General features: G+C 39.7%; 18 protein-coding genes. 6 read left to right on the top strand and 12 right to left on the bottom strand.

Annotation, left to right across the window (positions count from 1 at the left end; translation table 11 throughout):
* Nucleotides 1–15: 15 nt before the first annotated feature.
* The gene (metH, locus tag AC5SLP_RS06525) at nt 16–3,486 is read right to left on the bottom strand and encodes a methionine synthase (RefSeq protein WP_495254348.1); all 3,471 of its coding nucleotides are present in this window, start codon (nt 3,484–3,486) and stop codon (nt 16–18) included.
* A 222-nt stretch (nt 3,487–3,708) separates the two neighbouring features.
* On the opposite strand from metH, the gene AC5SLP_RS06520 reads away from it, so the two are divergent.
* The gene (locus AC5SLP_RS06520) at nt 3,709–5,592 is read left to right on the top strand and encodes a methyl-accepting chemotaxis protein (RefSeq protein ID WP_495254347.1); all 1,884 of its coding nucleotides are present in this window, start codon (nt 3,709–3,711) and stop codon (nt 5,590–5,592) included.
* 49 nt (nt 5,593–5,641) lie between these two features.
* On the opposite strand, the gene AC5SLP_RS06515 is transcribed toward AC5SLP_RS06520, so the two are convergent.
* Both AC5SLP_RS06515 and AC5SLP_RS06510 read right to left on the bottom strand, forming a co-directional pair.
* Nucleotides 5,642–6,760 (bottom strand): ABC transporter substrate-binding protein, encoded by a 1,119-nt coding sequence (locus tag AC5SLP_RS06515; RefSeq protein ID WP_495254346.1) that lies wholly within the window; start codon nt 6,758–6,760, stop codon nt 5,642–5,644.
* Nucleotides 6,761–6,899: 139 nt separating this feature from the next.
* The gene (locus AC5SLP_RS06510; RefSeq protein WP_495254345.1) at nt 6,900–8,084 is read right to left on the bottom strand and encodes a methyl-accepting chemotaxis protein; all 1,185 of its coding nucleotides are present in this window, start codon (nt 8,082–8,084) and stop codon (nt 6,900–6,902) included.
* Between the two features lie 211 nt (nt 8,085–8,295).
* Between AC5SLP_RS06510 and AC5SLP_RS06505 the strand changes: the two genes are divergently transcribed.
* Together AC5SLP_RS06505 and AC5SLP_RS06500 are read left to right on the top strand one after the other, a co-directional pair.
* The gene (locus tag AC5SLP_RS06505) at nt 8,296–8,916 is read left to right on the top strand and encodes a LysE family translocator (protein WP_495254344.1); all 621 of its coding nucleotides are present in this window, start codon (nt 8,296–8,298) and stop codon (nt 8,914–8,916) included.
* 18 nt (nt 8,917–8,934) lie between these two features.
* Nucleotides 8,935–9,819, top strand: a complete 885-nt coding sequence (locus AC5SLP_RS06500) for an EamA family transporter (RefSeq protein ID WP_495254343.1) — start codon at nt 8,935–8,937, stop codon at nt 9,817–9,819.
* An 18-nt stretch (nt 9,820–9,837) separates the two neighbouring features.
* Here AC5SLP_RS06500 and AC5SLP_RS06495 read toward each other — a convergent pair whose 3' ends face one another.
* Nucleotides 9,838–11,778, bottom strand: a complete 1,941-nt coding sequence (locus AC5SLP_RS06495) for a sulfatase-like hydrolase/transferase (RefSeq protein ID WP_495254342.1) — start codon at nt 11,776–11,778, stop codon at nt 9,838–9,840.
* A 164-nt stretch (nt 11,779–11,942) separates the two neighbouring features.
* Here AC5SLP_RS06495 and AC5SLP_RS06490 point away from each other — a divergent pair, with 164 nt between their 5' ends.
* Nucleotides 11,943–13,259 (top strand): ammonium transporter, encoded by a 1,317-nt coding sequence (locus tag AC5SLP_RS06490; RefSeq protein ID WP_495254341.1) that lies wholly within the window; start codon nt 11,943–11,945, stop codon nt 13,257–13,259.
* Nucleotides 13,260–13,278: 19 nt separating this feature from the next.
* A complete protein-coding gene (locus AC5SLP_RS06485) occupies nt 13,279–13,617 on the top strand; it encodes a P-II family nitrogen regulator (protein WP_495254340.1) in 339 nt (112 codons plus the stop codon).
* 21 nt (nt 13,618–13,638) lie between these two features.
* On the opposite strand, the gene AC5SLP_RS06480 is transcribed toward AC5SLP_RS06485, so the two are convergent.
* From AC5SLP_RS06480 to AC5SLP_RS06450, 7 genes are all read right to left on the bottom strand, one after another.
* The gene (locus tag AC5SLP_RS06480) at nt 13,639–14,358 is read right to left on the bottom strand and encodes a hypothetical protein (protein ID WP_495254339.1); all 720 of its coding nucleotides are present in this window, start codon (nt 14,356–14,358) and stop codon (nt 13,639–13,641) included.
* Nucleotides 14,355–16,103, bottom strand: coding sequence for a molybdopterin-dependent oxidoreductase (locus AC5SLP_RS06475; RefSeq protein ID WP_495254338.1), 1,749 nt, complete (start codon nt 16,101–16,103; stop codon nt 14,355–14,357). Before AC5SLP_RS06475 ends, AC5SLP_RS06480 begins: the two co-directional genes overlap by 4 nt.
* Before the next feature lie 40 nt (nt 16,104–16,143).
* Nucleotides 16,144–17,832, bottom strand: a complete 1,689-nt coding sequence (locus tag AC5SLP_RS06470; RefSeq protein WP_495254337.1) for an HD-GYP domain-containing protein — start codon at nt 17,830–17,832, stop codon at nt 16,144–16,146.
* A gap of 117 nt (nt 17,833–17,949) precedes the next feature.
* Nucleotides 17,950–20,001 (bottom strand): glycine--tRNA ligase subunit beta, encoded by a 2,052-nt coding sequence (gene glyS, locus AC5SLP_RS06465; RefSeq protein ID WP_495254336.1) that lies wholly within the window; start codon nt 19,999–20,001, stop codon nt 17,950–17,952.
* An 88-nt stretch (nt 20,002–20,089) separates the two neighbouring features.
* A complete protein-coding gene (locus tag AC5SLP_RS06460) occupies nt 20,090–20,293 on the bottom strand; it encodes a phosphoribosylaminoimidazole synthetase (protein WP_495254335.1) in 204 nt (67 codons plus the stop codon).
* A 73-nt stretch (nt 20,294–20,366) separates the two neighbouring features.
* Nucleotides 20,367–21,299 (bottom strand): endonuclease/exonuclease/phosphatase family protein, encoded by a 933-nt coding sequence (locus tag AC5SLP_RS06455; RefSeq protein WP_495254334.1) that lies wholly within the window; start codon nt 21,297–21,299, stop codon nt 20,367–20,369.
* Nucleotides 21,299–21,943 (bottom strand): carbonic anhydrase, encoded by a 645-nt coding sequence (locus AC5SLP_RS06450; protein WP_495254333.1) that lies wholly within the window; start codon nt 21,941–21,943, stop codon nt 21,299–21,301. The genes AC5SLP_RS06455 and AC5SLP_RS06450 overlap by 1 nt, the downstream gene beginning before the upstream one ends.
* Before the next feature lie 151 nt (nt 21,944–22,094).
* On the opposite strand from AC5SLP_RS06450, the gene ppnP reads away from it, so the two are divergent.
* Nucleotides 22,095–22,406, top strand: coding sequence for a pyrimidine/purine nucleoside phosphorylase (gene ppnP, locus AC5SLP_RS06445; RefSeq protein WP_495254332.1), 312 nt, complete (start codon nt 22,095–22,097; stop codon nt 22,404–22,406).
* Here the strand turns inward: ppnP and AC5SLP_RS06440 are convergent.
* Complete coding sequence (locus AC5SLP_RS06440) at nt 22,366–24,984, bottom strand: bifunctional diguanylate cyclase/phosphodiesterase (protein ID WP_495254331.1); 2,619 nt, start codon at nt 24,982–24,984, stop codon at nt 22,366–22,368. The two genes, ppnP and AC5SLP_RS06440, sit on opposite strands and share 41 nt — an antisense overlap.
* Nucleotides 24,985–25,002 lie beyond the last annotated feature (18 nt).

The following is a 25,002-nucleotide window of genomic DNA, read 5'->3' as shown; positions in this document are numbered from 1 at the left end:
TATGTGCATTATACATCAGACATTAAAATATAAGGCCTCCCTGTGGTGCATCACGATAGCCGTGGTACTTTGCTCAGGATGAATTTGAAATGTTTCACTAAGCGTTATGCCAAATTCTTCTGGTTTTAACAATTCAAAAATGACTTTCGTATCTTCTAATGCCGGACACGCAGGATAGCCAAATGAGTAACGGCATCCATGATAGCGTTTCATACGCACATCGCGTAAACTATGCCCTTCATGCTCCGCAATGCCCAAATCAAGGCGGATTTGCTTATGCACAATCTCAGCCAACGCTTCGGCAAGTTCTACGCCCAATCCATGCACAAAAAAGTACTCGGTAAAATTACCTGAGTCATACAGCTCTTTTTCATAGGCAGAAAATTTTGCACCTGCACTCACGCACGTTAAAGCAATCACATCGTGACGAGAGGGGTGAATAAAGTCACTCAATGCACGATATGGCACTCTATTTTGGCGTGGAAAATCAAACACGTTTGTGGCACGCTCTTTGATAGCTTCAATCGGTTCTGTATTGACCTGCTCTTCACTAAAATAGCCCTCTTTTTCATCGAACACATAGAGTTTGTTTTCACAAGAACGCGCAGGATAATACCCATAAATAATGGTCGGCTCAAATAGCCCTAACCTTTCAATGTCGGCTTTTACACGCTCATACGTTGGCCACAACACCTCATCAAGCTGTTTTTGCTTCTCTTCTTTACTCTGCCCTTTTCCACTGTAACCCCAACGTTGAGAAAAGAGGATTTTGTGATTGACCCAAAAATATGCAAGCTCTTTGACATCGGTTTTTAAAACACGTCTGCCCCAAAAGGGAGGTGTGGGAATTTTTATCTCACGACTTGGCATTTTTAGTTCCGAAAAAGGAGGAATGACGCGCTCTTCTTTATTGGCTTTCGTGACACTGTTATCAACGCTTTTATGCCCAAAATCGGTATCGTAATTTTTCGCTTCAATGCGTCCCATTGCTTCAATGCCTTCAAAAGCATCTTTGCAGTAAAAGATAGGTCCATCGTAAATCGGGCGACAAAAATCTTCTACAAATGCATCCGTCAGTGCCGCGCCACCTAAAATGACAGGGATTTTAATGCCCATTTTCTGCATCGCCTCTAAGTTTTCTTTCATCACATTGGTCGATTTGACAAGAAGTCCACTCATACCAATGGCGTCCGCTTTATGCTCGTTAAGTGCTTCTAAAAACTGCTCTAAATCAGCCTTAATTCCGATGTTAATGACTTTAAAACCATTATTGCTTAAGATGATATCGACAAGATTTTTACCCACATCATGCACATCGCCTTTGACCGTTCCGATGATAAGCGTTGTGGTCGTACTCTTTTCGCTTTTGGGTAAAAACGGTTGTAGGTAATCAACCGAGGCTTTCATCACTTCTGCTGATTGAAGCACAAAAGGTAACTGCATTTTTCCGCTACCAAAGAGCTCGCCAACGACTTTCATCGCGTCAATCAAAATCTCATTGACGATGACCTCTGCGGCTATCTCATCTTTGGCACTTGGCAATAGCGTGAGCATTCGCTCTTTATCGCCATCAATGAGCAAAGTCGAGATTTTCTCTTTCGTATTCATCGCTAAATACGCCGCATCACTCTCGTCTTTGTTCTCCACAACCCCTTCAAAATGCTCTATAAATTTAAAGAGTGGATCACCCTCTTCACGGTGGTTGAAAAGCAAATCTTCACAGACCTTTTTATCTATTTCACTGATTTTATGCATTGGAAGCGTGTTTTTAACATTGACTATCGCCATGCTAAGACCCGCTTCAACACAGTGGTGCAAAAAGACGGAGTTTAGGTATTCGCGTGCGTGTTTTGCCAAACCAAACGAGATGTTTGAAATGCCTAGTACAAAACCCACTTCAGGGTGCATTGCATGAAATTCACGAATCGCCTCAATCGTTTCAATCGCCGCAGTATGATACTCAGCATCCCCACTTCCTACGGTAAATGTGAGTAAGTCAAAGACTAAATCCCCTGCGTTAATGCCGTGTTTTGTAGTAGCTAATTGATAAATACGCTCGGCGATTTCCACTTTTTTTGCTTTGGTTTTTGCCATGCCTTCTTCATCAATCGTCAAACACACCAGCGCACATCCAAAACGCTTTGCGAGGGAGCAGACTTTATCAAACTTGACGATGCCATCTTCTAGATTAACCGAGTTGATGATAGGCTTGCCCCCAATGAGTTTAAGGGCGACTTCAAGGGCGGGAACTTGTGTGGTATCTGGCATTAAAGGCAAGAGAATTTTTTGCACATAGCGTCCAACTACCTCTTTGGTATCTTTGTGTTCATCACGTCCTGCAAACCCAACACTGACATCAATACCATGCGCGCCACTCCTGACTTGCTGTTGCGCGACACTCAGCGTACCATCGTAGTCTTCTGCAAGCAGTAGTTCACGAAACGCTTTTGAGCCTGTGGCATTGCTACGCTCACCGATTAAGAAAGGTGCCGGGTCTTGTTTGAGGCTTCTGGTTTCAAACAAAGAAGCGATACTTCTTGGCATCTCACCTTTAGGCGCTAAAAGCTTTTTGCCCTCCACACGTTTGGCAAGTTCTAAAATATGCTGTGGTGTCGTACCACAACATCCTCCTAAAATACTCACCCCATCATATGCGATAAATTTTTCTTGAAGCTCTGCAAACTCTCTTGGTCCCATCGGATAGAACGTGTAGCCACCGCGGTTTTGAGGGAGCCCTGCGTTGGCATGGACACTAATAGGTTTTGGCCAAATAGCGCTAAGGGTTTTGACATGTTTTTCAACTTGTTCAGGACCTGTTCCGCAGTTAAACCCAAGGCTTAGAATATCAAAAGGCTCTAAGATGGTTGCTATCGTGGTAGCATCCGTTCCAATGAGCATTGAACCACTGAGTTCTATCGTCACAGAGACCATGATGGGACGTTTTACATGTAAATCTTTTTGGACATCTTCGATGGCATGAAGTGCGGCTTTAATTTGCAAAGGGTCTTGCGCAGTTTCAATGAGGAAAAGGTCACATCCGCCATCGAGTAATCCTTGCACCGTTATCTTATACCCTGCATACATCGTATCGTAATCAATATGCCCTAATGAAGGCAGTTTCGTGCCAGGACCCATCGCGCCTGCTGCAAAACGAGGTTTTTGGGGTGTTGAAAATTGCTCGCATGCTTCTTTGACTATCTGGGCACCCGCACGGGCAAGTTCATAAGTACGTTCACCCATATCATAGTCATCTAAAACCCATGGCAACGCACCAAACGTATTGGTTTTGATGATGTCAGCACCCGCGAGCAAATAGCCTTTATGGATGCCAAAAATTGCTTCTTTAGCGGTAGCGTTTAAAAGTTCATTACACCCTTCTTTGCCTGCCCATTGTTCTTGCGTAATGCTTAGCGCTTGGATTTGCGTACCCATCGCGCCATCTATGATTAAAATTTTTTCGCTAATAAGTTTTTTGATTGGTGACAAGTGATATTCCTAGTGTGTTATAACATACTTATATAGTATCAAATCTCGCATAATGTTATGATAAAAAGAGAAAAATAGTCCAAAACATTCACTCCTTTTTTTACCTTTCATACAGCAATTTTTTTACATGTAAAACTCTTATCAGTAATGTGGCTGTAACTATTTTGTATCTATTATGGTTTAAAATTCACATTGAATGAACATTACAAAGGAATCCTCCTCGTGCTATTTAGAACAAAAATTATCCTTACAGTCTCGCTGCTCATGTTTTTTAGTCTCATCTCTTTTGGTATCTTTAGCTACAACGATACAAAGAAAAACAGCATCCATCAAATTGAATCCAGTTTAAAAATGGCGACACACTCCTTTACAGACTATATTGACCTGATGCTATCGACGAAAAAAAATGAAATTGAAAATTCTGCTCGTTTCTTTCAAGATATAGACTTAAGAAGCCTTCACCAAATGGTTGAAAAACTTCAAGAAACCACCAAAACGGTTGGCGCGATTGACTCATACGTCGGTTTTGAAGACGGCGATATGATTTGGGGCAGTGAGAAACAACGTCCTGTTGGCTATGACCCACGAACAAGACCATGGTATATTCAGGCGAAAAAAGACCATAAAACAAGCATTACCGATGCGTATATGGGAGCAACCAATCATGTCTTAATGGTCACCCTTATGACACCCATTTACAATGTCGATAAAGAACTCGTGGGTGTTTTAGGTGTGGACATCACCTTAGATGCTTTGGTACAAACTATCGCTAGTATCAAATTTAAAGGCGGGTATGGCATCTTACAAGACACGAAAGGCATTGTGCTTGCGCATCCTAATGCTGATTTTATTGGCAAAGATTTAGCAAATTTTGCGCCAAGCCTCACTTCTCAATTTGGCGATTTAAAAGAAGGATTGATTAACTACACATTTAATAAAGAAGATAAACTCTACGCCTTTACCACCTCTAAAGAAAGTGGGTGGAGAGTGGGCATTGCTTACAATAAAGAGACATCGTATTCCTTTTTAAATGCCCAAATGCAAAAGCTTTTTATGATGGGTTCTTTAATGCTTTTTGGTGCTATCGTGGTGATTGTTCTGTTGATGAGAGCGCTTCTTAAACCCCTCAGAAATTTAGGCTCAATCGCTTATGAACTCTCTAGCGCAGAAGGTGATTTAAGGCAAAGATTGCATGTTCATGGCAATGATGAATTTGCGCAAGTCTCTTCTTATATCAATACGTTTATTGCCAAATTGCACGAAATTGTCCAAAATTCGAAAATGATTAGTCAGGAGAATGCTTCTATCTCCGAAGAGTTGTCGCGTACAGCGCTCAATGTTGTTTCCAACGTCGAAGCAGAATCAAAAATTGTCGCACACACCAAAGAAGAAGGCGAAGATATTTCCAAAGCATTAGAGCTCTCTGTGCATACAGCGCAAACCTCAGAAAGTACGCTCAAAAAAACACAAGATGACATTGGTGTTGTCAAATCACACGTCGAACAACTCGAATCAACCATGCAGATGACCATCGAAAAAGAGCAAGAATTGGTCAGAAAGCTTGAAAACGTCAGTCACAATGCTAGCGAAATCAAAGATGTCTTAAACATTATTAAAGACATTGCCGACCAAACCAATTTGCTCGCACTCAATGCCGCTATTGAAGCCGCACGTGCGGGAGAACATGGACGAGGATTTGCCGTCGTTGCCGATGAAGTGCGAAAGTTGGCGGAGCGTACTCAAAAAAGCTTGGTGGAAATTGATGCAACCATTAATGTCGTCGTCCAGTCCATTATGGATGCAAATACCGACATCGCCAACAATGCCCATGAAATCAATCAGCTCGCTTCGATTACCCAAAAAGTACAAGGGGGAATGAATCACATTAATGGGGTTATCGCTAACACGATTGTCGATACCAACCATGCCGTCACCAATTTTGTCCACAATGCGCAAAAAGTCAAACAAATGGTCATCGAAATTGATAAAATCAATACCATTTCGCATGAGAATGTCTCGAACATTGGCAATGTTTCGCAAGCATCAGACCACTTGCACAGTATGACGGAAAATCTTAAAAATGAGTTGGGGAAATTTAAATCCTAATCAAACGTAAAAGAAGCGCTTTGCCTCTTTTACGTTTACATGTAAAACCTTAGGGATTGACCGTAGATTTGTAAACGGCTTTGCCATTTTTAATCTCTTTGATAACAGCAGAACGTGTCGCGTTGCCTTGCTCATCGATGGAGATAAATCCTGAAACACCTTCAAAATGGTTCGTGTGCTTAATCTCTTTGTTGATACAAACGCTGTCTTCTGGATTGGCACAACGATTGATGGCATCGACCATGACGTTATACGTATCAGCACCAAGCGTTACAAACGAATTGACCTCTCTCTTACCCGTTTTTTTCTCATACGCCGCTATAAACGCTTTTGATTTTTCGGTAGGAGGTGCATTGTGGTCAAAAAAGTCTGTGAACATATGTCCCTCAGCCGCGTCACCACTGAGTTCAATAAACGTTGGATTTGCAACGCTATCGCCCGATAAAAATGGTTTATTTAACGCAATTTGTTTTGCCTGACGAACAATCATAGAGGCTTCCGCATGATAAATTGGCAAGAAAATCATATCGGGATTGAGTGATTTGATTTGCGCCACAACGGCCTTAAAGTCTTTATCGCCTGAACTGACACGAATCTCTTTGAGTACTTTGCCACCGTTTTTAACAAAGGCTTCGGTAAATGCTTTTGAAAGCCCTAACGAATAGACCTGTGCTTGGTCGGTTAAAACGACAGCCGTTTTGAGTTTTAAATCACGTGTCGCATACTGCGCTACCACGGAGCCTTGAAACGAGTCTGTAAAACAGACACGGCTTGCATACGCTTTACCTAAGGTCAATTTATCATTAGTTGCGACTGGAGCAATCACAGGAATACTCTTTTTATCGGCAATAGAAATAATTTGCGCGGTGTTGGTACTGGTAATCGCACCTAATATACCTACGACTTTATCGGAGGTAATCAGCCTTGTTGCCGAAGTGGCAGACTCCACTTTGTCCCCTTTGTTATCCACAAGAACCAATGTTAGTTTATCGCCATTTTTCAATGTCGGTTGAAGCGCATGGGCTAATTCAACGCCTTCATACGTTGTTTGTCCGTATGAAGCGAGGGTTCCACTCATAGGCATCATGACGCCAATTTTAATCTCTTTTGCTGAAACGTTCATCATACAAAGAGCCAAAAGAGTAGAGAGTGTTAAAAATGGTCGCATAAATGCCTCCTTAAAATTTAATGTGCGGAAGTGTAGCATATTGCCTCTTTATTGTCAAGTATTCCTACCTATTTAGTAGTGTTTATACTTCGCTTACTGTTGAAAGGGAAAAGGGCTTGCGCCCTTTTAAAGAAGAAATCTATTCGTTATGGCTGTTTTCAGCGGCATTGAGCGCTTCAGAGACATCCACAATAATTTGAAGTTTTTTAATAATTTCATTCATAGCTTTGCTCTCTTCTTGTGCCGCAATGCTAATACGCTCCACTTCGGCTTGTGTTTTGATAATCTCATCCACCGTGCGTTGTAAAGCAGGAACAATCTGATCAACCACTTTTTGAACTTCCATAATGGACACACGAATGCTATCGGTTGATTTGTTGCTTTGGTCGGAGAGTTTGCGAACTTCACTTGCTACAACGGCAAAACCGCGTCCATGGTCTCCCGCACGCGCCGCTTCTATGGTCGCATTAAGCGCTAAAAGGTTGGTTTCACTGGCAATGTATTTAATCGCAGTGGTAATCGTGCCAATTTGCTCGACAGCATTGGTCAATTCTTGTGCCATGTCGTTGGTCACTTGAACGTTCTGAACTTCAGAAGCGAGTTTGCTATTAACGACGACAATGGTATTTGCAGTGTCTTCAATAGATTGCGAAGCACTTTTGGTGATGAGTGAAATTTCTTTGGTTTGTTCAGCCAACGTTTTAGAAATATCACGCGCTTCTTGCAAAGCTTTGTCGTTATTAATCGCTGTAACGACTTGGGCTAGAGCGCTGACACTCTCAGCCGTAGCAGAACGAGGAGGACTTGGAATTACGATAACATCAGGTTTTAGGTAGTGATTGTATTTAGTGTAAAGGGCTTTACCCGCAGAAACGTAGCCATCGGTTCCGATGATATAATTGGCATTGTTCAACGCCTCTTTTGTCTCAGCATCACTGCATTCATCAAAAGGTACGATTTTATAATTTACATGGTCGAGTTTATAATATTTTAAAAATTTGAGTGTTACATTCGCCCCTGACATGCTGTTGTTAAAAATAACAACCGTTTCACCCGCAGGAATCCGACTCACGGCAACAAAGAAATCCGTTGGAGGGACAAATTCAACCGCTACAACGATCTCTTTTCCATATTTTTTGACCATTTCATCGTAACGGTTGGCGAAACACACGACTAAGTCAAATTTGGAAACATCGAAATTTTGATAGTTACTCAGCGTCGCTTTTTCATAAACTGCTGTTGTTGATAATGTTGCATCCACTAAAGAAACCAACTCCGCAGTCGTTGCCTCATTTGCCCCAATTAAGAGTAAATTAACACTCATGTATGTCCCCTTGTCCCGTTAGATAAATCGTATCAATGAGATGATGCTAATTATACGTTTTACAGTGCTTGTATTCTAGTTCATTCTTGATAAAGCGATGCTTTATTTGGATATTATAAGCAAAATGTATGACAAAAATAGGACGAAAAATAGGCAATGGCCTTTTTGAAATCGTTGTATAATAAAAACAATTTTTAAACAAGGAGCAACCATGTTTGACATTCAGAATTATTACAGTTTTGTAATGGCCATTATACTTTTTCAACTCATTCCCGGTGCTGGCACCATTGCTATCTTAAATGCAACAGCACGTAATGGCGTGGGTGCGGGTCTTGGAGCTGTGGTTGGCACCTTGTTGGGGGATTTTGTTTTTATGATTGCAGCACTTATTGGGCTGGCAGCACTCATGCAAGAAAACCCACTGCTGTTTACGCTACTTCAATACTTTGGAGCAGGGTATCTGTGTTGGCTTGGAATAACACTTGTACGAACAAAAATCACAGCAGACACGGCATCTCACGAGCCTAAAAAATCTGCGTGGCGTTATTTAAGACAAGCCTTTTTTGTCAGTATTACCAACCCAAAAGTCATGCTATTTTTCGTGGCGTTCTTTCCTCTTTTTCTAAAAGCAGATGCATCGCAAGCAACCTTAATCGCTATGATTTTACATGTAAGTCTCATTAGTTTTATGTATCAAGCACTTTTAGTCCTTGTGGGTAATACGGTAGCACTTAAATTAAAAGCATTTCCATTTGCACGTACACTTGCCACTCGTTTAGCCGGTATTGCACTCGTTGCATTTGGCATTAAACTTGCAATGAATAATCGTTAATAATCACTAGGTAGGACAATGCTTTTAAGACATACATTTTTGATTTTATTCGTTGTAATGATTTGGGGAGTCAATTTCGTAGTTATTCAAGTAGCTTTACGAGAAGTACCTCCTATTTTGCTGACATTTTTACGGTTTTTCTTTGCCGCATTTCCAGCCATTTTTTTTATTAAACGACCACAAACGTCTTGGATAAAACTGTTCAATTATTCGATGAGTATGCTTGTCTTTGATTTTGCTTTTTTATTTTCAGGTATGTACGTCGGCGTTAGTGCAGGACTTGCTTCATTAAGCTTGCAAACACAAGTTTTTTTTACAGCGCTTTTAGCAGTTATTTTTTTCAAAGAGTCTATGAGTTATAGCAAAGTCATAGGGGCGTGCATCGCTTTTTTAGGTATTGGCTATGTAGGGATGCACACCGGCGGTGACCTAAACCTTTTTGGATTAATCTTGGTTGAATTAGCCGCTCTTTCATGGGCCATTGGCAATTTGGTCTCTAAAAACATTGGCAATGTCGATATGCTCTCTCTTGTTGTTTGGGGAAGCTTGATTGCCTCACCTTTTTTATTGCTTTTATCGTTTATTTTAGAATCGCATCTGTGGAATGCCTCAACACTGATGCATCTCTCATTGACCGGTATGGGCGCGGTTGCCTACCTTGTGTATCCTGTCACACTCTTTGGCTTTGCGGTGTGGAGTTGGCTACTCAATCGTTACCCAGCAACCATCGTCACACCTTTTACTCTGTTAGTGCCGATCTTTGGGTTTTCATCAGCCGCATTTATTTTGCACGAAGCATTGCCTCAATGGAAAATGATAGCCGCCATGATGATTATCACTGGCTTAGTGGTCAATCTTTATGGCGATAAAGTCTTGCAAAAATACCGTTTGATGCGACACTAATCTTTTTACATGTAAAAGCTATTTGTCTTGAAGATGCATCAAACGCTCTCGTCGTTGTGCCGTGATATTTTCATCCGTTGGCAGGTTTAAAAAGTGATTTAATTGCTCAAGAGAGATGGAGGTATCGGTCTTTAGCCCTTCACTCACAATTTCACTGCCTAATTTGCCCAAAGCGTAGCAATACTTACTTTTGATGGAAACATTGGCATCGTTGAATGCGGCTATACGCGAACATTTATCGACCCATAAGAAAAGGTCATTGGATTGAAAGTCTTTTAGATACTCAAACAATTTAGGCGTCTCAAAATACTTGAGTTGGACTTCAAAAAAAGGATTGACTTCCCTGACATCATTGATGCGCAAAACAATCGGATACCGATAAAACGTCTTTCCAATTTTAAAACCACGACCATTCGCTTCTAGGAGCATATCGTGTTCAATTTTAGGAAACTCCCAAAATAAGCTGATATCTTTTGTCCATGCATCAAGTTGCTCATCAAAATCGTCAAATACTTTGACTAAAGAGGTATCATTTCCAAGCAGATTTCGACTCAACCCAAGCTCTGCTTTATACCCTAAAAGAGGTAATAGCGTCGCACCGATATCAAGAGTAGAACCTGTTTTCTCAACTTTTTTCTCAACTGGCGTTCGTGGATCAATAATCATAAACTGATCCCTTCTCTCACCTTTATTCAGTGTATCTATCGCTAAATTGTGCATCGCAAGATGGTCGCTTGCAACAACGATAATCGTATTTTTCCCATACGGAGAGTCTTGGATTTTTTTGATAAATTTAGCAATCAGCTCATCGGAACAATACACGGCATTTAGCATACTGTTACTACCATCGTTATAACTGTTGTTCTGGCAACTTTTTGAGACATGCCCTGCGGGATGATGAGTATCCATCGTAGAGACAAAAAGTGCAAATTTCCGCTTTGACGAAGAGAGCTTTTTAAAATCATTAAAGGCGATATCAAACAGCGTATCGTCATACAAACCCCAAGGTGTCAAATAATTTGGATTTTTGAGGGAGGGTTTTAACTCGTCAAGCCCTTTAATATCATCAAAGTGATGGGTACGATACAATTTATCGGTCCCTGCAAACTTTAAAGAAGCGCCTCTGCGACTTGCCATCTTATAGCCTTCTTTATGCAACAAATCACTCAAACACGTTGCTCCAGAATAAAACGAATCCATCTTTGACATCGAGTTGCCTTGAGACGATTTGGAGCTTGAAGAAGGGGTCACTAAAGGTAACCCACAAATCACGGCTGTTGCACCTGCTATCGTCCAACTCGTACCTTTGACTTGCCGAATATCAGTAAAATAGGTAGTTTGCTCTTTGATGTGTCGTAAATGCGTCACCAAAGAAGGGAAAAGCGATTCATCAAAATAGGTAGTTTCAAAGCTCTCAGCAAAAATATAGACTAAATTGAGATGCTCATCGCTCACACTTTGAATCGTCGGCGTTTTATAGTATTCTGCGAAATTGTTTTGAACACTCAGTTCATTCTCAATCCCCACAGCCTCAGACACGTCATCATAAAATGTTACAAGTGTTGGATGGGATACAAGCGCCAAAAGCAAACACAGACTCGATAAAATCCTTCGTATGCGCTTCTCTTTAGGAAAGATATCGTTCTTTAAAAGACGAAAATAGAAGAAAGAGAGAATAAAACTGGCAAGAAAAAAACCAAATCCAATTAAAATGATTAAATAATAATCACCAAAACCAGAACCTTCTAGTCCATACCGTAAGTGATAAATAACGGCGTCATTAATGCCCTCACCTGTAAAATAATCAGAAACAATGTAAGCTCCTGTTAAAATAATGTAACAAAAGATAATAACAGCGCCCAAGAAGAGAGAGTAGCGATTTCGTGTACGATTTCGAGATAAAAGGAGCGATACAACAAAGAAAGAGATAGAGAGCCATAAATAGAAATTCATTGTCATTTGTGACCCTTTGGAAAAATAAATCGAATTATATCTTCTAATGGAGCAAATGCAGTAAAAATTTCATTTTCTCAAAAGTGATTAAAAATTAATCAAATTGGTGCATATATTAAAATACGACTAGTGATACAATTTCATCAGTTCAACATTTTAGGAGGAAATTCATGAGAAGTAAATTACTTGCTCTTGCAACTTTGTTGCCACTATCAACATTGTGGGCAGCTGACGAAGCTGCTGCTGATGCTGCCGAAAAGGTATTAACACTTGACGTGGGAAATACCGCTTGGGTTTTAACTGCAACTGCGCTAGTTATGTTTATGACACCCGCTGGCTTGGCACTCTTTTATGGCGGTATGTCTCGCTCTAAAAACCTACTGAACACCATTGCGATGAGTGTTATGGGTTACATCGTAGCGTCTGTCGTATGGGTTATTTGTGGTTATACATTGGCGTTCGGTACAGACATCGGTGGCGTTATCGGTTTTGATAGCCTATTTATGAGTGGTATTAAAGTAACCGACATTTGGGCAACTGGAAACATTCCGGTACTTCTTTTTGCAGCATTTCAAATGACTTTTGCTGGTATTACAGTAGCGCTTGCAAGCGGTGCAATTATTGAGAGATTAAAATTCTCTACATGGATTATTTTTGCGGCACTTTGGATTGTTGCATGTTATGCACCTATCGCGCACTGGGTATGGGGCGGCGGTTTCTTATCTGAGCTTGGCGTTCTTGACTTTGCTGGTGGTACCGTTGTTCACATCAATGCGGGTGTTGCTGGTTTAGTTATGTGTATTATGCTAGGTCGTCGTTCAGATTATGGTAAAGCAATGTTCCCATCATCTATCACATTAACCGTACTTGGTGCAAGTATGTTATGGTTCGGATGGTTCGGATTCAACGCAGGTAGCGAATTAGGTGCTGATGGTATTGCTGCGAGTGCATTCCTTGTCACAAACACTGCTGCTGCGGTTGCTGGTCTTTCATGGATGGTTATTGAGTATGTTACCTATAAAAAATTCACATTACTTGGTATCGCTTCTGGTATCGTAGCGGGTCTTGTTGCCATTACTCCAGCGGCTGGTTTTGTTGATACAAGTGCCTCTTTAATTATCGGTATCGTTGCAGGTATCGTAGCATTCTACGGTGTCAATGGCCTTAAAAAAGCGCTCAAATACGATGATTCACTCGATGCATTTGGTATCCACGGTGTTGCGGGTATCTGGGGTGCACTGGCTACGGGTATTTTTGCAAACCCAGAAGTCAATGAATTAGGAACAGGCTTACTTTATGGAAAAGCTGACCAACTTCTCATTCAAGCTGAAGGTATTGTCGTGACAATTATCTATACAGCAATCGTGACTGCTGTTGTCTTTAAAATAGCATCTATCTTAACCGGTGGTGCAAGAGTTGGAAGTGAAGAAGAGTCTCAAGGTTTAGATGAAGTAGCGCACGGCGAAAAATCATTTAACTTAAGATAATAAGCGCAAAGGATAACAGATGAAAAAAATCGAATCGATTATCAAACCATTTAAACTTGAAGATGTAAAAGACGCACTTGCTGAACTTGACATCACAGGTATGACAGTCAGTGAAGTCAAAGGATACGGAAGACAACAAGGACACTCAGAACTTTACAGAGGTGCTGAGTATGTCGTTGATTTTTTACCAAAAATCAAAATCGAAGTTGTTGTTGTCGATGATCTTGTTGATAAAGTTATAGACGTTATCGTCAAAAGTGCTCGCACTGGCAAAATTGGTGATGGAAAAATCTTCGTTACCAATGTTGAGAAAAGTGTTCGTATTAGAACCGGTGAGCTTGATAACGAAGCTGTATAAAACCTCCTATGGGCAGAAAGATTACTCTTCTGCCCATACTTCCTCTTCTCTTAACGCTTTTTCTTCTTTCATACGGTAAGTCATTACCAAATTAAAACAGAGTTCACTGAGCATCAACAATTCCCACATAGAAAGAATTTCTAGAAAAGGCATCCCTTCGGTGAGTGCTTCAAAATTGATTTTACATGTAAACGTATACGCATCATTGGGAGCGCCTAGTTCAGGGAGTGTCATGGAGTATTGAAAGGCAAAAGCCATCTCAGGATTACGCCCCATACGACGGATGCGTTTGAGTGTTCCTTCGTAGTCTTTTTCACTCAAACAAATTTCTGAGTGAATATTATGAGAGAGTACATTGCGAACAAACGAGAGAATATCGAAAAAATTCTCAAACTGATCGCCGAAGAGCTGTTGCATGAAAATTTTAAACGGGCTTTCAAACCGTAAACTCTCAACCATTGCCATACAAATACCTCGAAACGCATTGAATTCAACAAAATACTCAAAAAGCGATATATCCTCTTTTTTTGTTTCCCTAGCATTCACCAACAATTCGTGAATAATCTCAGAGTTAAAATAATAGGCTTTTTCATCATCGTATTTTTTGACAACAAACAAACTTCGATTGACTAAGTCTTCTGTTTTAGAGAGTTTTCCTAAAAACTCACCCATATGCAAAAAATAAAAATTTTGCTCAACCAACAACAACGCATCATCAAGCAAAATATCGTTATCGCTCATTGTATCTTTTCCAATGTTACTTTCATATCTTGATAAATCGCACAATTACCTTCTTGACTCATCGCATTAGGGGTGAGCATATTGGCATTTTTAGCACCGCTATACAGCAATAAACAATCATCTCGAAGCTTTGCACTCGGCATCACGGAATAAATACAGGAGCCATAACGATTGGTAAGCCTAACGCGTTCTTCTTGCTTGAATCCCAAAGAAGTCGGCACATACAAATAATCATTGGTGACGAATTGAGAATTCAGAGATTTGTTTTGTTTTGCGGCAATCAGGAAGAAACCTTCCCCCTCTTCTTCCATATCATCATCAAATTCCTCTAAAAATTCAAACTTTCCGCTTGGTGTATAAAACTTCGTTGCATAAGGAATCTCTTCATACGTTTTTGAAATTAAAAAACCGTCTTGCAGAACACTGTTTGAAGCGATAACCTCTTCGATGATGCTTTCATCGCTTGGCAATGCCTCATGTCCAAAAGCCTGCAATAATTTTTGTGCAAGGTCATATTCACTGATGCCTGCGCTGTTCTCGACAATTTTAGGCATACGTCCTACAAAATGGTGACCATAACTGAGTTTTACATCGTTTTTCTCTAAAAAAGAGAGTGCAGGTATGACCAAATGCGCTTTAGCGGATGTCTCATTTTCATGCAGACCAAAATAGACAACACACTTTGCTTTGGCGATATTTTCCTGGACTTTTTTGGAACAGGGCATTTGGTTAAGAGGATTTCCGCCTTGAATAAACACAAGGTCGTATTTGCTAAAGTTGGCTATAGGTAAAGGCTCTTTTTTAGCGTTCACTTTAAAAGGTGAAGTAAACCCAAATCCACTGTTAGAAAGATACCCTACCCCACATCCAACTTTACCAAACAAGCCTAACATGGCGGCAAACGCATCGATAGAGCGAACAACACTGTGCCCAAAACTGTATTTTTGGACACCGATACCTATAAGAATCGATACTTTTTTACCTTTAACAAGGGAGAGCAATTGTCCAACATCATCTAAATTGACACCTGCTTTATCAATGAGTTTACGCATCGGAATCGCATTAACAAATTCTAAAAAATCATTATAGTTATCGCATCGCTCTTGTACAAACGTTTTATCTTCCATCTCTTCCATCGCCACCAAGCGGCATAAAAGAAGCGCTAAATACAAATCACCCTTTGGCTTAATTTGAATGTGCAATGCCGCATTGGATGCTAAGTCAATTTTTACAGGATTAATCACAATGAGTGTTTTATTTTTTAACGCAGGAAGCATATGTGAATTCGTGACACTCGGGTTTCTTCCCCATACAATCACGACATCGGACTCTTTTACATGTAAAGGCGAAAGCGATAAATTCGCACCTCTACTTTGCACTACACCCGCGTCGCCTGCTTCATCACACAATGACCCAGAAGCAAGCACGGCTTGATGTTTGGCAAAAAACGCTTTTGTGACACCTTGCATCACACCAAGATTACCACTGCCTTTAAAAAAAAGCGTGCGAGATGGAGCGTACGTTTTAAGCGCATCGACCAAAAGCTCTAAGGCTTTTTCCAATGAAACGCTTTGACCTTGATAGCGTGCCTCTTCAATACGATCAAAATGGTAGTAATGATTCAGATGATGGCACAAAAAACCTTGGGTAATGGGATGCGCTTTGTTGCCTTTGAGCTTTAAGTCCTCTTCCACAACAATACTGCACCCATCAAAACAATCTAACGGACAGGTAGTAAAATGCATCGTTATACCCTCAAATATGGAGTTTTACGGGAATTATACCTTAGTTATCTAAATGAAGCAGTTTATCTTCTAATATTTCAAGGCTTAATACTTCATCTTCTTCAATTTTAAGATGTTGATAGTGCATAATCAGCCCTTGCTCACGTAGCAGTTTATCCACTGTTTCGTACTCCATATGTGTGTGTTCTTTTACATGTAAAACTAAAAAATTATCGCTATACGCGCGTACAATGATTGCTTCAGGGTATATTGATTCTATGGCTTGAGCAATTTGGCGTAAAAAGATATCACCTTTTTTCCAACCGTGTTTTTTATTGTAGGTCGCAAAATTCATACAATTAAGATGGTCGATACACAAGATTTTAAATTGACAATCATTTGAATGTGCAAACAAGAATTTCAGGTAATTGACATTGTAAAAGCCTGTGAGTTGGTCTCTAAAATAGTAAGAAAAACGCATCTCTTCTAACAAATCTTTTGGCATCTGCGTTGTATTTTCAGGTAACGTAATGTCTTTAAACACTTCTTTGGCAATTTTGACAATAAAAGGATTAAACTGTTTTCCACTCTCTTCTTCAAGATTGTCTATTGCTTCTTCACGTGTGAGGCTTTTACGATACGCTCGATTGGTTGTCATAGCATCAAACGCATCGGCAACCGTAATAATTTGCGAGAAGAGAGGAATCTGATCCCCCTTGAGACCTTTAGGGTACCCTCCTCCATCGTAGCGCTCATGATGATGCCACACTACGCTGGCTAAAAGCGAAAATGGTTCGCGTGAAAGCAATTCGTAACTTGCCGTAGAGTGGCGCTTTATCAATGAATATTCCATAGAATTTAGCTTATCAGGCTTGAGTAAAATTGCATCAGGAATTTCTATTTTACCAATATCATGAAGCATGCCTGCTTTATAAATAAAATCTGCATCATCGTGTGAATAGCCCATGGCAAGGACCAACATTTTGGCATATTCTGCGACTCTTTGGCTATGACCTGCGGTATAACTGTCTCTTTTTTCAACCATATCAATGAGTGCGTACATACTCTCTTCATACATCTTCGTTTTTTCATTTAGATAATTACGCCCTCTTGCATGAATCCACCAAATCGCAAAGATACCCAACCCCCATGTGCCTGTGTACATCAAAATTAAAAAATAATAACTCTTAGGATTGGCCTCTTTGAAGCTAGGAACAGGCATTTGAATTGTCATAAACCCTAGCACTGAACCAATGGCTTCGTCGCTATGCACATGGCAAGAGATACATGAAGCATTTGCAGGCATTGGCTTGGTATAAAAAAGCGCTTTGGCATTTTCTTTTTGAATAACAGTGAAACTATCTTTTTTGGTCTCAATCATCTCTTTAAGTGTCTGTTTGACATTATAAGGAGCGGAAAACATATCAATGTTTTTGTAGATAGAGTGAATATTAAGTTCCATATCACTATGACTGGCTAAAGCGGCTAAGAGAGTTCGCAATGAAAAATTTTGACGAATCCCATACCGTTCTTTTTCACTGAGCGCATTCGCCTTTTGCTCATAGGCCCAATAGACAAATGCCATGGATTGTTCAGCAACGCCTTTAATCTTCTCTAAAGAACTCTCTTCAATGTGTTTTTCTTCATTGTAGAACTGATAGACAACAAAAAGAGATGTTAAAATAGTCCAAAAAATTGTTAATAAAATAGCAATTTGCTTGAAGTATTTAATACGTTTGCTTACTGACATAATATTTGGTAATCTTTTTTTAATGTAGTTAAATAAATTTAACCTATTATGCCAAATGTAAACTTAATGAACGATTTAAGAGAGGGGAGTAGGCACGAAAGTACCTACTTATATTCTTTAAATGCTAATTTCTTTAATATCAGCAATAGATTTAAACGCGTTATAAACAGAAGCAATGAGGTTTTGACGATTGGTTTTAACTGCCACATCATCCGTATTGACCATAACGTTATCGAAGAAAGCATCAATCAAAGGTTTCAACGCAAAAAGAGCATCTAGGTTCTCTTCAAAAGAGGCATAGGTTTTTTCATTGACCTCTTTAAACGCTTCAAAAAGAGCTTTTTCTTGTTGAGAATCAAACAAGGCTTCATTGACACTCATCGTATCGGTTATTTCTAGATTTTTGATAATGTTCGCCACTCGCTTAAAGGTTGAGAACATCTCTTTAAAGCCTTCACTTTGTACGATACTTGCCAAAGCATTAATTTTTTGAGATAAACGTAAAATATCGCGTTCACCACTACTGATAACTGCCGTAATAATTGAAGGATTTACATCAAAAAACTGATAGAGACGTTCTAAGAAAAATGTCTCTAAGGGTGCAAAATCAAATGCCTGATAGTTTTTCGCCAACGCCCCAAGGTCATTTTTGATGTCAAAGGATACTTGTTGTTCCAAGACGATTTTAATGATACCATTCACCGCACGGCGCAAAGCATACGGGTCTTTGTTTCCTGTTGGAATTTTATTGATGCTAAAGAGCGCGATGAGTGAATCTAATTTATACGCTAATGCAACGATGGAGCTAAAAAGTGTACTCGGAAGCTCGCTCTCTTCACTGTTAGGAAGGTACTGCTCTTTCAGTGCCAATGCCAATAAAGCATCTTCACCTGCGGCATTGGCGTAGTAATAGCCCATTAACCCTTGAAGTTCCGTAAACTCATACACCATTTCACTTAGTAAATCGCTTTTAGAGTACATCACCGCTTTTTGCATTAACGCATCCAGAGAAGCTGCATTCAAACGTCCATTTTGAGCGATAAGCGTCCTTTGGTATTTATGCATCAAGTAAGAGGCAATCTCTTTTTCACGCAACTCTTTATCGAGCAGTGAGCCTAATCCATCAAGATACGTGATGTCTTTGAGTCCTTCGTAATGAAGCCCGTTTTTAAGGTCATTATCCAAGAAAAATAGTGCATCGCTTAATCGCGCACGCAGTACTTTTTCATTACCTCTGACAATTAAATCATAATCATCGCTAATGGCATTTGAAACCACGATAAAATGGTTACTGAGCTTTCCATTTTTGAACACAGGAAAATAACGTTGGTTCTCTTTCATAGACGTAATAATGACTTCTGGCGGTAAACGTAAAAATCGCTCTTCAAATGTTCCCATAAGCGCTTTTGGATGCTCGGTAATTGCCACAACCTCTGCCAATAAATCAGGGTCAATTTCAATATGAACGCCCTCTTTTGCTTCAATCGCTTTAAACTCATCTAAAATAATCGCTTCACGTTTGCGAGGATACAAAATAACCCCACGCTCGGCCAAACGCTCAAAATAATCGCCTGCGAACATATAGGCAAACGGCTCGTAAGAAATTGTACGATGCGGATAGGAAAAAGGAGTAGATTCAACGCCGTAGAGAGAAAAAGGAACATGCTCATCACCCAGCATACACCCAATCCAACGAATAGGACGAATAAAACTCTCTTCTAAAAATCCCCAACGCATGGACTTTCCAAAATTAAGTCCTTTGAGGAAATTTTCGATCATCTCTTTTAAAAGTGCTTTACTCTCTTGGCCGGCAATGGCTTTTTTATAATACAACACTTCTTTGCCATCTTTCATCATTCGTGAAATTTCACTAAATGCAACGCCGCATTTTTTTGCAAAACCAAGTGCTGCAGCAGTTGGTTCACCGTCTTTAAGCGCGACACTAAGTGGTGCACCAAAAAATTCTTCTTCACGCGCTTCTTGAGATGTTGGAAACGCATTATGCCAAAGGACTAAACGACGAGGAGTGTAGTAAAACTCAAACTCGCATCCAAGAGCATTTTTTTCTAAGATATCAAGCCATAATGTTTCAATATTGGGAAGTTCTTTTAAAAAAGGGATCGCAGGGAGTTCTTCGACGCCAATTTCAATTAAAAGAGGTTTGATCATTGATCGACCTTTACATGTAAATAATTTAGACTTATTTTAACCTAGACTTGGTTAAATCGTCCTTTTACATGTAAAGGTCACACGCTCTTTAGCGGTAGTTTTTGCAGTGTCCTACGAGTTTACTGAAAACCCAAATGGAAGGACAAAAATCTGTGATTGCCCACACAAGGATCATCGCAATCACAAAACCCAAAAGAATCGTGCCATAGATTGAGCCAACACTCATTAAACAGCAAGCAATAAAAAGTACTACTGCCATCATCAAACGTTGCAATTTTTCAGCGCATGCCATTTTTTATCCTTTATAATTAATATAATGTATAACTATAAAAGCAAAGCGCTTAAAAAGGTGTTATATTTTTGTGTTACAATTTTTGCGTATGGAAAAATGCAGAGATAGGAAAATGATCAGAATAGCCTATTCCTAAGTGTTCTCCCCGACCACGATTGCTGATTTGCCAACGATTGGGATTGCCATTTTCATCCAACATATAAGGTTTTATAAACACTGAAAACGAATTTTTGGTGTAATCAATGCCGCGATTATCCATCAATGTTTTTGGAATGATGATGTGATCAAGCGTCTCTTTTTGTTTGCCGTAACTGTGAGAATAACGCTTGTCTTGTGGGAGTTCATACCATAAATTATACAAAGGTGCTTTCATGTTTCCTGCTTGTAAAAACATCACAAGTCCCATACCCCAATGCTCTTTACGTTCTTCATAAGGTGAGTTAAAATCACCCATGATGATGTACTCTTTTGTACGTTCTTTCTCCAAAAGATTACGCAGTGTTTTTGCATACACCAGACGTTCATCTTCTCTTTCTTTATATGCGGGCCAATGGTTGATATAAATATCTAAAGACTGTTCATCGATACGGAATGTAATTTTATGAATCCCTCTTGCTTGGTCTGGAAGCCAATAGGTTTGTGTCTTTTCAATAGGAAAGCGTGACAAAAGAGCCGTTTCGATAGAAACACGCTCTTTCTTTTTAGGATAAAAAAAATAAGGATACGCCTTGTCGCCAAGAGCTTGATTGAGCTGTTCCAAGACAGCCCTATTTTCAACTTCTTCAAGCGCAATAATATCGGCATCTAAATCTTTGATAACCCGTGCAAGATTGGCAATTTTGAGGCGAAGCATCGCATCATTCCAACCGTGTTTATTATTGGGGATGTACTCTTCATATTCATTACCAGCACGCGAGGCATCAAACAGGTTTTCGACATTGTACGTTGCGACTTTAAAATCGAAAGCATTTAGAAATAAAGGCAATAAAAGCAGTAAAAAACGCATTAATTATCACTTCCATGCATCGGTTCAAATTCACCGCTATCGGTATTAAAATACTCTAAATCTCCTGTCTCAAGATGATAATACCATGTTCGAATGAACAGCTCACCTTCATTCACGCGACGCTCAACGTCAGGATAGGTTAAAAGATTTTTGGATTGGAACAGAACCGATATTTTCTCAGTCAATTCAAGTCGTTTAGCATGTTCGACATCTTTACTCAATTTTTGTTCGACATATTTTTTCGCATCAAGCCCAAGTTCTAACCATTTTTTGACATGGACTAAATTAATGTCTGTAATTTTGGTGTACATGGTCTCAATCGCACCACAATGAGAATGCCCACACACAATGATTTCAGTCACACCCAATACCGATACGGCATACTCAATACCAGCAGCCGTTGCGTGAAAGTCATTGTCAGGAGCAAAAGGAGGGACAAAATTGCCAACGTTTCGAAGAACAAATAAATCTCCGGGTGCTGATAGGGTAATAAGCGAAGGATCAACCCTTGAATCGCTGCATGCGATAAAAAGAACTTTTGGATGTTGTCCATTTTTAACAAGGTCTAAAAATTTATTTTCATATTTTTTAAACTTTGTATCCTTAAATTTCTCGTATCCACTAATCAAATCCGCTATTTTCATGACACTCTCCAAGGCTGTAAAATATGCAATTATATACAAAGAGAATGAAAAAGAAATTACAAGCACAAAGTTACTATAATTACGAACTATTTCATTTAAGAAGTCTTCATAAGCATTGTGAAGCTTTCAAAATTACATGTAAAGGAAAAAAATGGAATTCGAGAATGTAAGTGTTGTCAAAAAAGCGAATGTTTACTACGATGGTAAAGTCGTGAGTCGTACCGTTAAATTCAGTGATGGCACGACAAAAACACTGGGTTTTATGCAAGTAGGAAGTTATACATTTAACACAGGTGCCGCTGAAATCATGGAATTTTTAAGCGGTGAAGTCGAAGTCCTTCTTCCTAATCTCAAAGAACCTCTAAAAATAAACGGCGTAGGTATTTTTCATGTACCGGCCAATTCTAGTTTTACATGTAATGTTATAAAGATAGCAGACTACTGCTGTTCTTACGCTCAATAATCTCAGGATTTCGTAGCAACGCTTCAATGTCAGGTATGTTCAAGGGTTTACTAAAATAGTACCCTTGAGCTTCATCGCATCCATTCTCTTTTAGAAAATCTAGCTGCTCTTTGGTTTCAACCCCTTCTGCAATCACTTTAAGTCCTAAACTTTTTCCTAAAGCAATGATGGTTTTGACAATCTCTTTATCTTCAGGGTCAATGCTTATATCACGAATAAAGGACTGGTCAATCTTGAGTTTATAGACTTTAAACCGTTTTAGATAACTCAAAGACGAATACCCCGTTCCAAAATCATCAATTGAAAGACGTATGCCTTTTTCAAAAAGCTCATTCATCGTTTCAATGGCATGAATCGGGTTTTGTGCCGCGACACTTTCAGTCAGTTCGATTTCAAAAAACCATGGCGGTAATTTCACTTCATCAATAATCGTACTCACCAACTTTGATAGATGCGCATGGTGAAATTGAACGGTTGAAAGGTTTACAGAAACGCTCATCGCAGGGTATCCCATATCAATCCACTGTTTCATACGCATGGCCGCAGAGCGCATGACCCATTCACCAATCAGCAGAATTTGACCGCTCTCTTCTGCAATCGGAATGAATTCTGAAGGAGGAATCATTCCAAGTTCAGGATGGTTCCATCTCAGTAATGCCTCTACCCCCACAATTTTCCCATCACATAAGGAAACTTGGGGTTGATAATGAAGACTGAGTTCTCCCCTTGTGTGTGCATAGCGCAACGCATTTTCAAGGCTTAACAACCGAGAAGAACGACTTTGAATCTCCGCAGTAAAAAAGCGGTAGTTATTGCGCCCATCTTTTTTAGCCAAATACATCGCAGCATCTGCACATTTAAAAAGAGTATCAATATCTTGGCCGTCATTAGGATAAAGCGCTATACCAATAGATGCGGTGATGATAAGCTCATGCTCTTTAAGCTCAATGGGCTGTTCGATAGTTTGTAACAAGCGCTTTGCCATATGCGCGGCATCGTCCACACTCACACTTGGTAAGACTAAAACAAACTCGTCACCGCCTTGACGTGAAAGGGTATCGACAGGACGCAAAAGCTGTTTGAGTCGTTTGGAAACTTTGACTAGTAATTCATCCCCTACTGCATGTCCAAGGGTGTCGTTAATATTTTTAAAATGGTCAAAGTCGATAAAAAGGACTGCCAATTGCTCATGTTTTCGCTCCATCATGCTTAAATCATGTTCTGTTCTTAAGCGTAATTGTACTTTATTGGGCAGTTCCGTCAAAGGATCAAAATATTCTAATTGCTGGATTTTTACTTCACTTTCTCTACGCTCAGTGATATCGCGAGCCAAACCAAAGACACCGATCAATTCACCTTGCATATCGTAAACAGGTGTTTTTATGGTTTCAAAAAGCCCATTGTAACCACCGTCTTTAAAGCAAAGTTCCTCTTCATTACGCACAGAAGCTTTCGCATCCATTGCAATTAAATCATTGGCTCTAAAAAAATCAGCTAACTGGTACTCTACAAAATCATAGTCTGTTTTACCAATAATATCTGCTTCTTTAGCGCCATATAAACGCTCAAACGCTTTATTGCAAAATAAAAATACACCGTTTACATCTTTAAACCAAAGTAGGTCAGGAATGGCATCTAGCATAATTTCAAGCTGTCGTTTTAAGATGTCTCTTTCACCCGCTGTTTGGATGACCTTGGTCTCTAGCGCTCTTTTTGCAATCTTCAAATCGACTAAAAATTTTGCCATATAGGCAAGGCTGAGGGCAAAAGCTAAAGCGATAAGTTCTCTAAACATAAATTCTGAGACATTTCCCCAACCATTTTCAGGAGCCATCGTAATCGTCCACTGATTGTTAGGAACATCAAAGGTATATTCAATAGGGTCTATTAAAAACTTCTTTTTTGATTGGGCAATAATCTGTTTTACCCCGGTATTAGGGTCTATTCGCCACACCTCATACGATAAATTTTCATGCCCAAGCTGTGCAATTTTGACATTATCAAAAATATCAGAGATACGAATCACAGAAGCAACAAGTCCCCAAAATTTCTCTTTTTGATTCACAAGTTCAAAAATAGGTAAGCGCCCGACAACGCCGATACCGCCTTGCACTAACTCCAAGGGTCCCGCTAAAGTAAGCTTTCCACTCTCTTTGGCTAAGGTGGACTCTTTGATTTGTTTTGCCGTTTCAAAAAGATTAAGGCCCAATGCTTTTTCATTGCCCTTAAGAGGAGCGACTTGCTGAATAATCCCTCTTGGCGCAATTGCAAGTTCAATGACACCAGGATAGGAAGGCAATATCTCTTTCACTAAAGTTTCAAAGTTATCAATAATGCCATTTTTACTTTGGCTTAAAAGTGCTTGGAGCGTGTAGGTTGAAGAAAGGGCTCTATCTAAATTAAATTTAATATCATAGCTATAATTTGCCGCAATTGTCGCAACTTGGGTACGTTCTTTTTCAAGCTCGAGTGAATGCAATTTAAAAATACCCAAAGACAGAAGTGAAAAAGTAAGCATAAAAACAACGACTAGCACAGTCTTTGGGTCATTTAATTGCAAAAAAAGCCTTTGCTTCACATACATCCTTTGGCACCG

This window comes from Sulfurospirillum sp. E15m (assembly GCF_059415145.1).
Note: the sequence above shows the minus strand (reverse complement) of the source record. Positions and strands in the feature narration are given on the sequence as shown.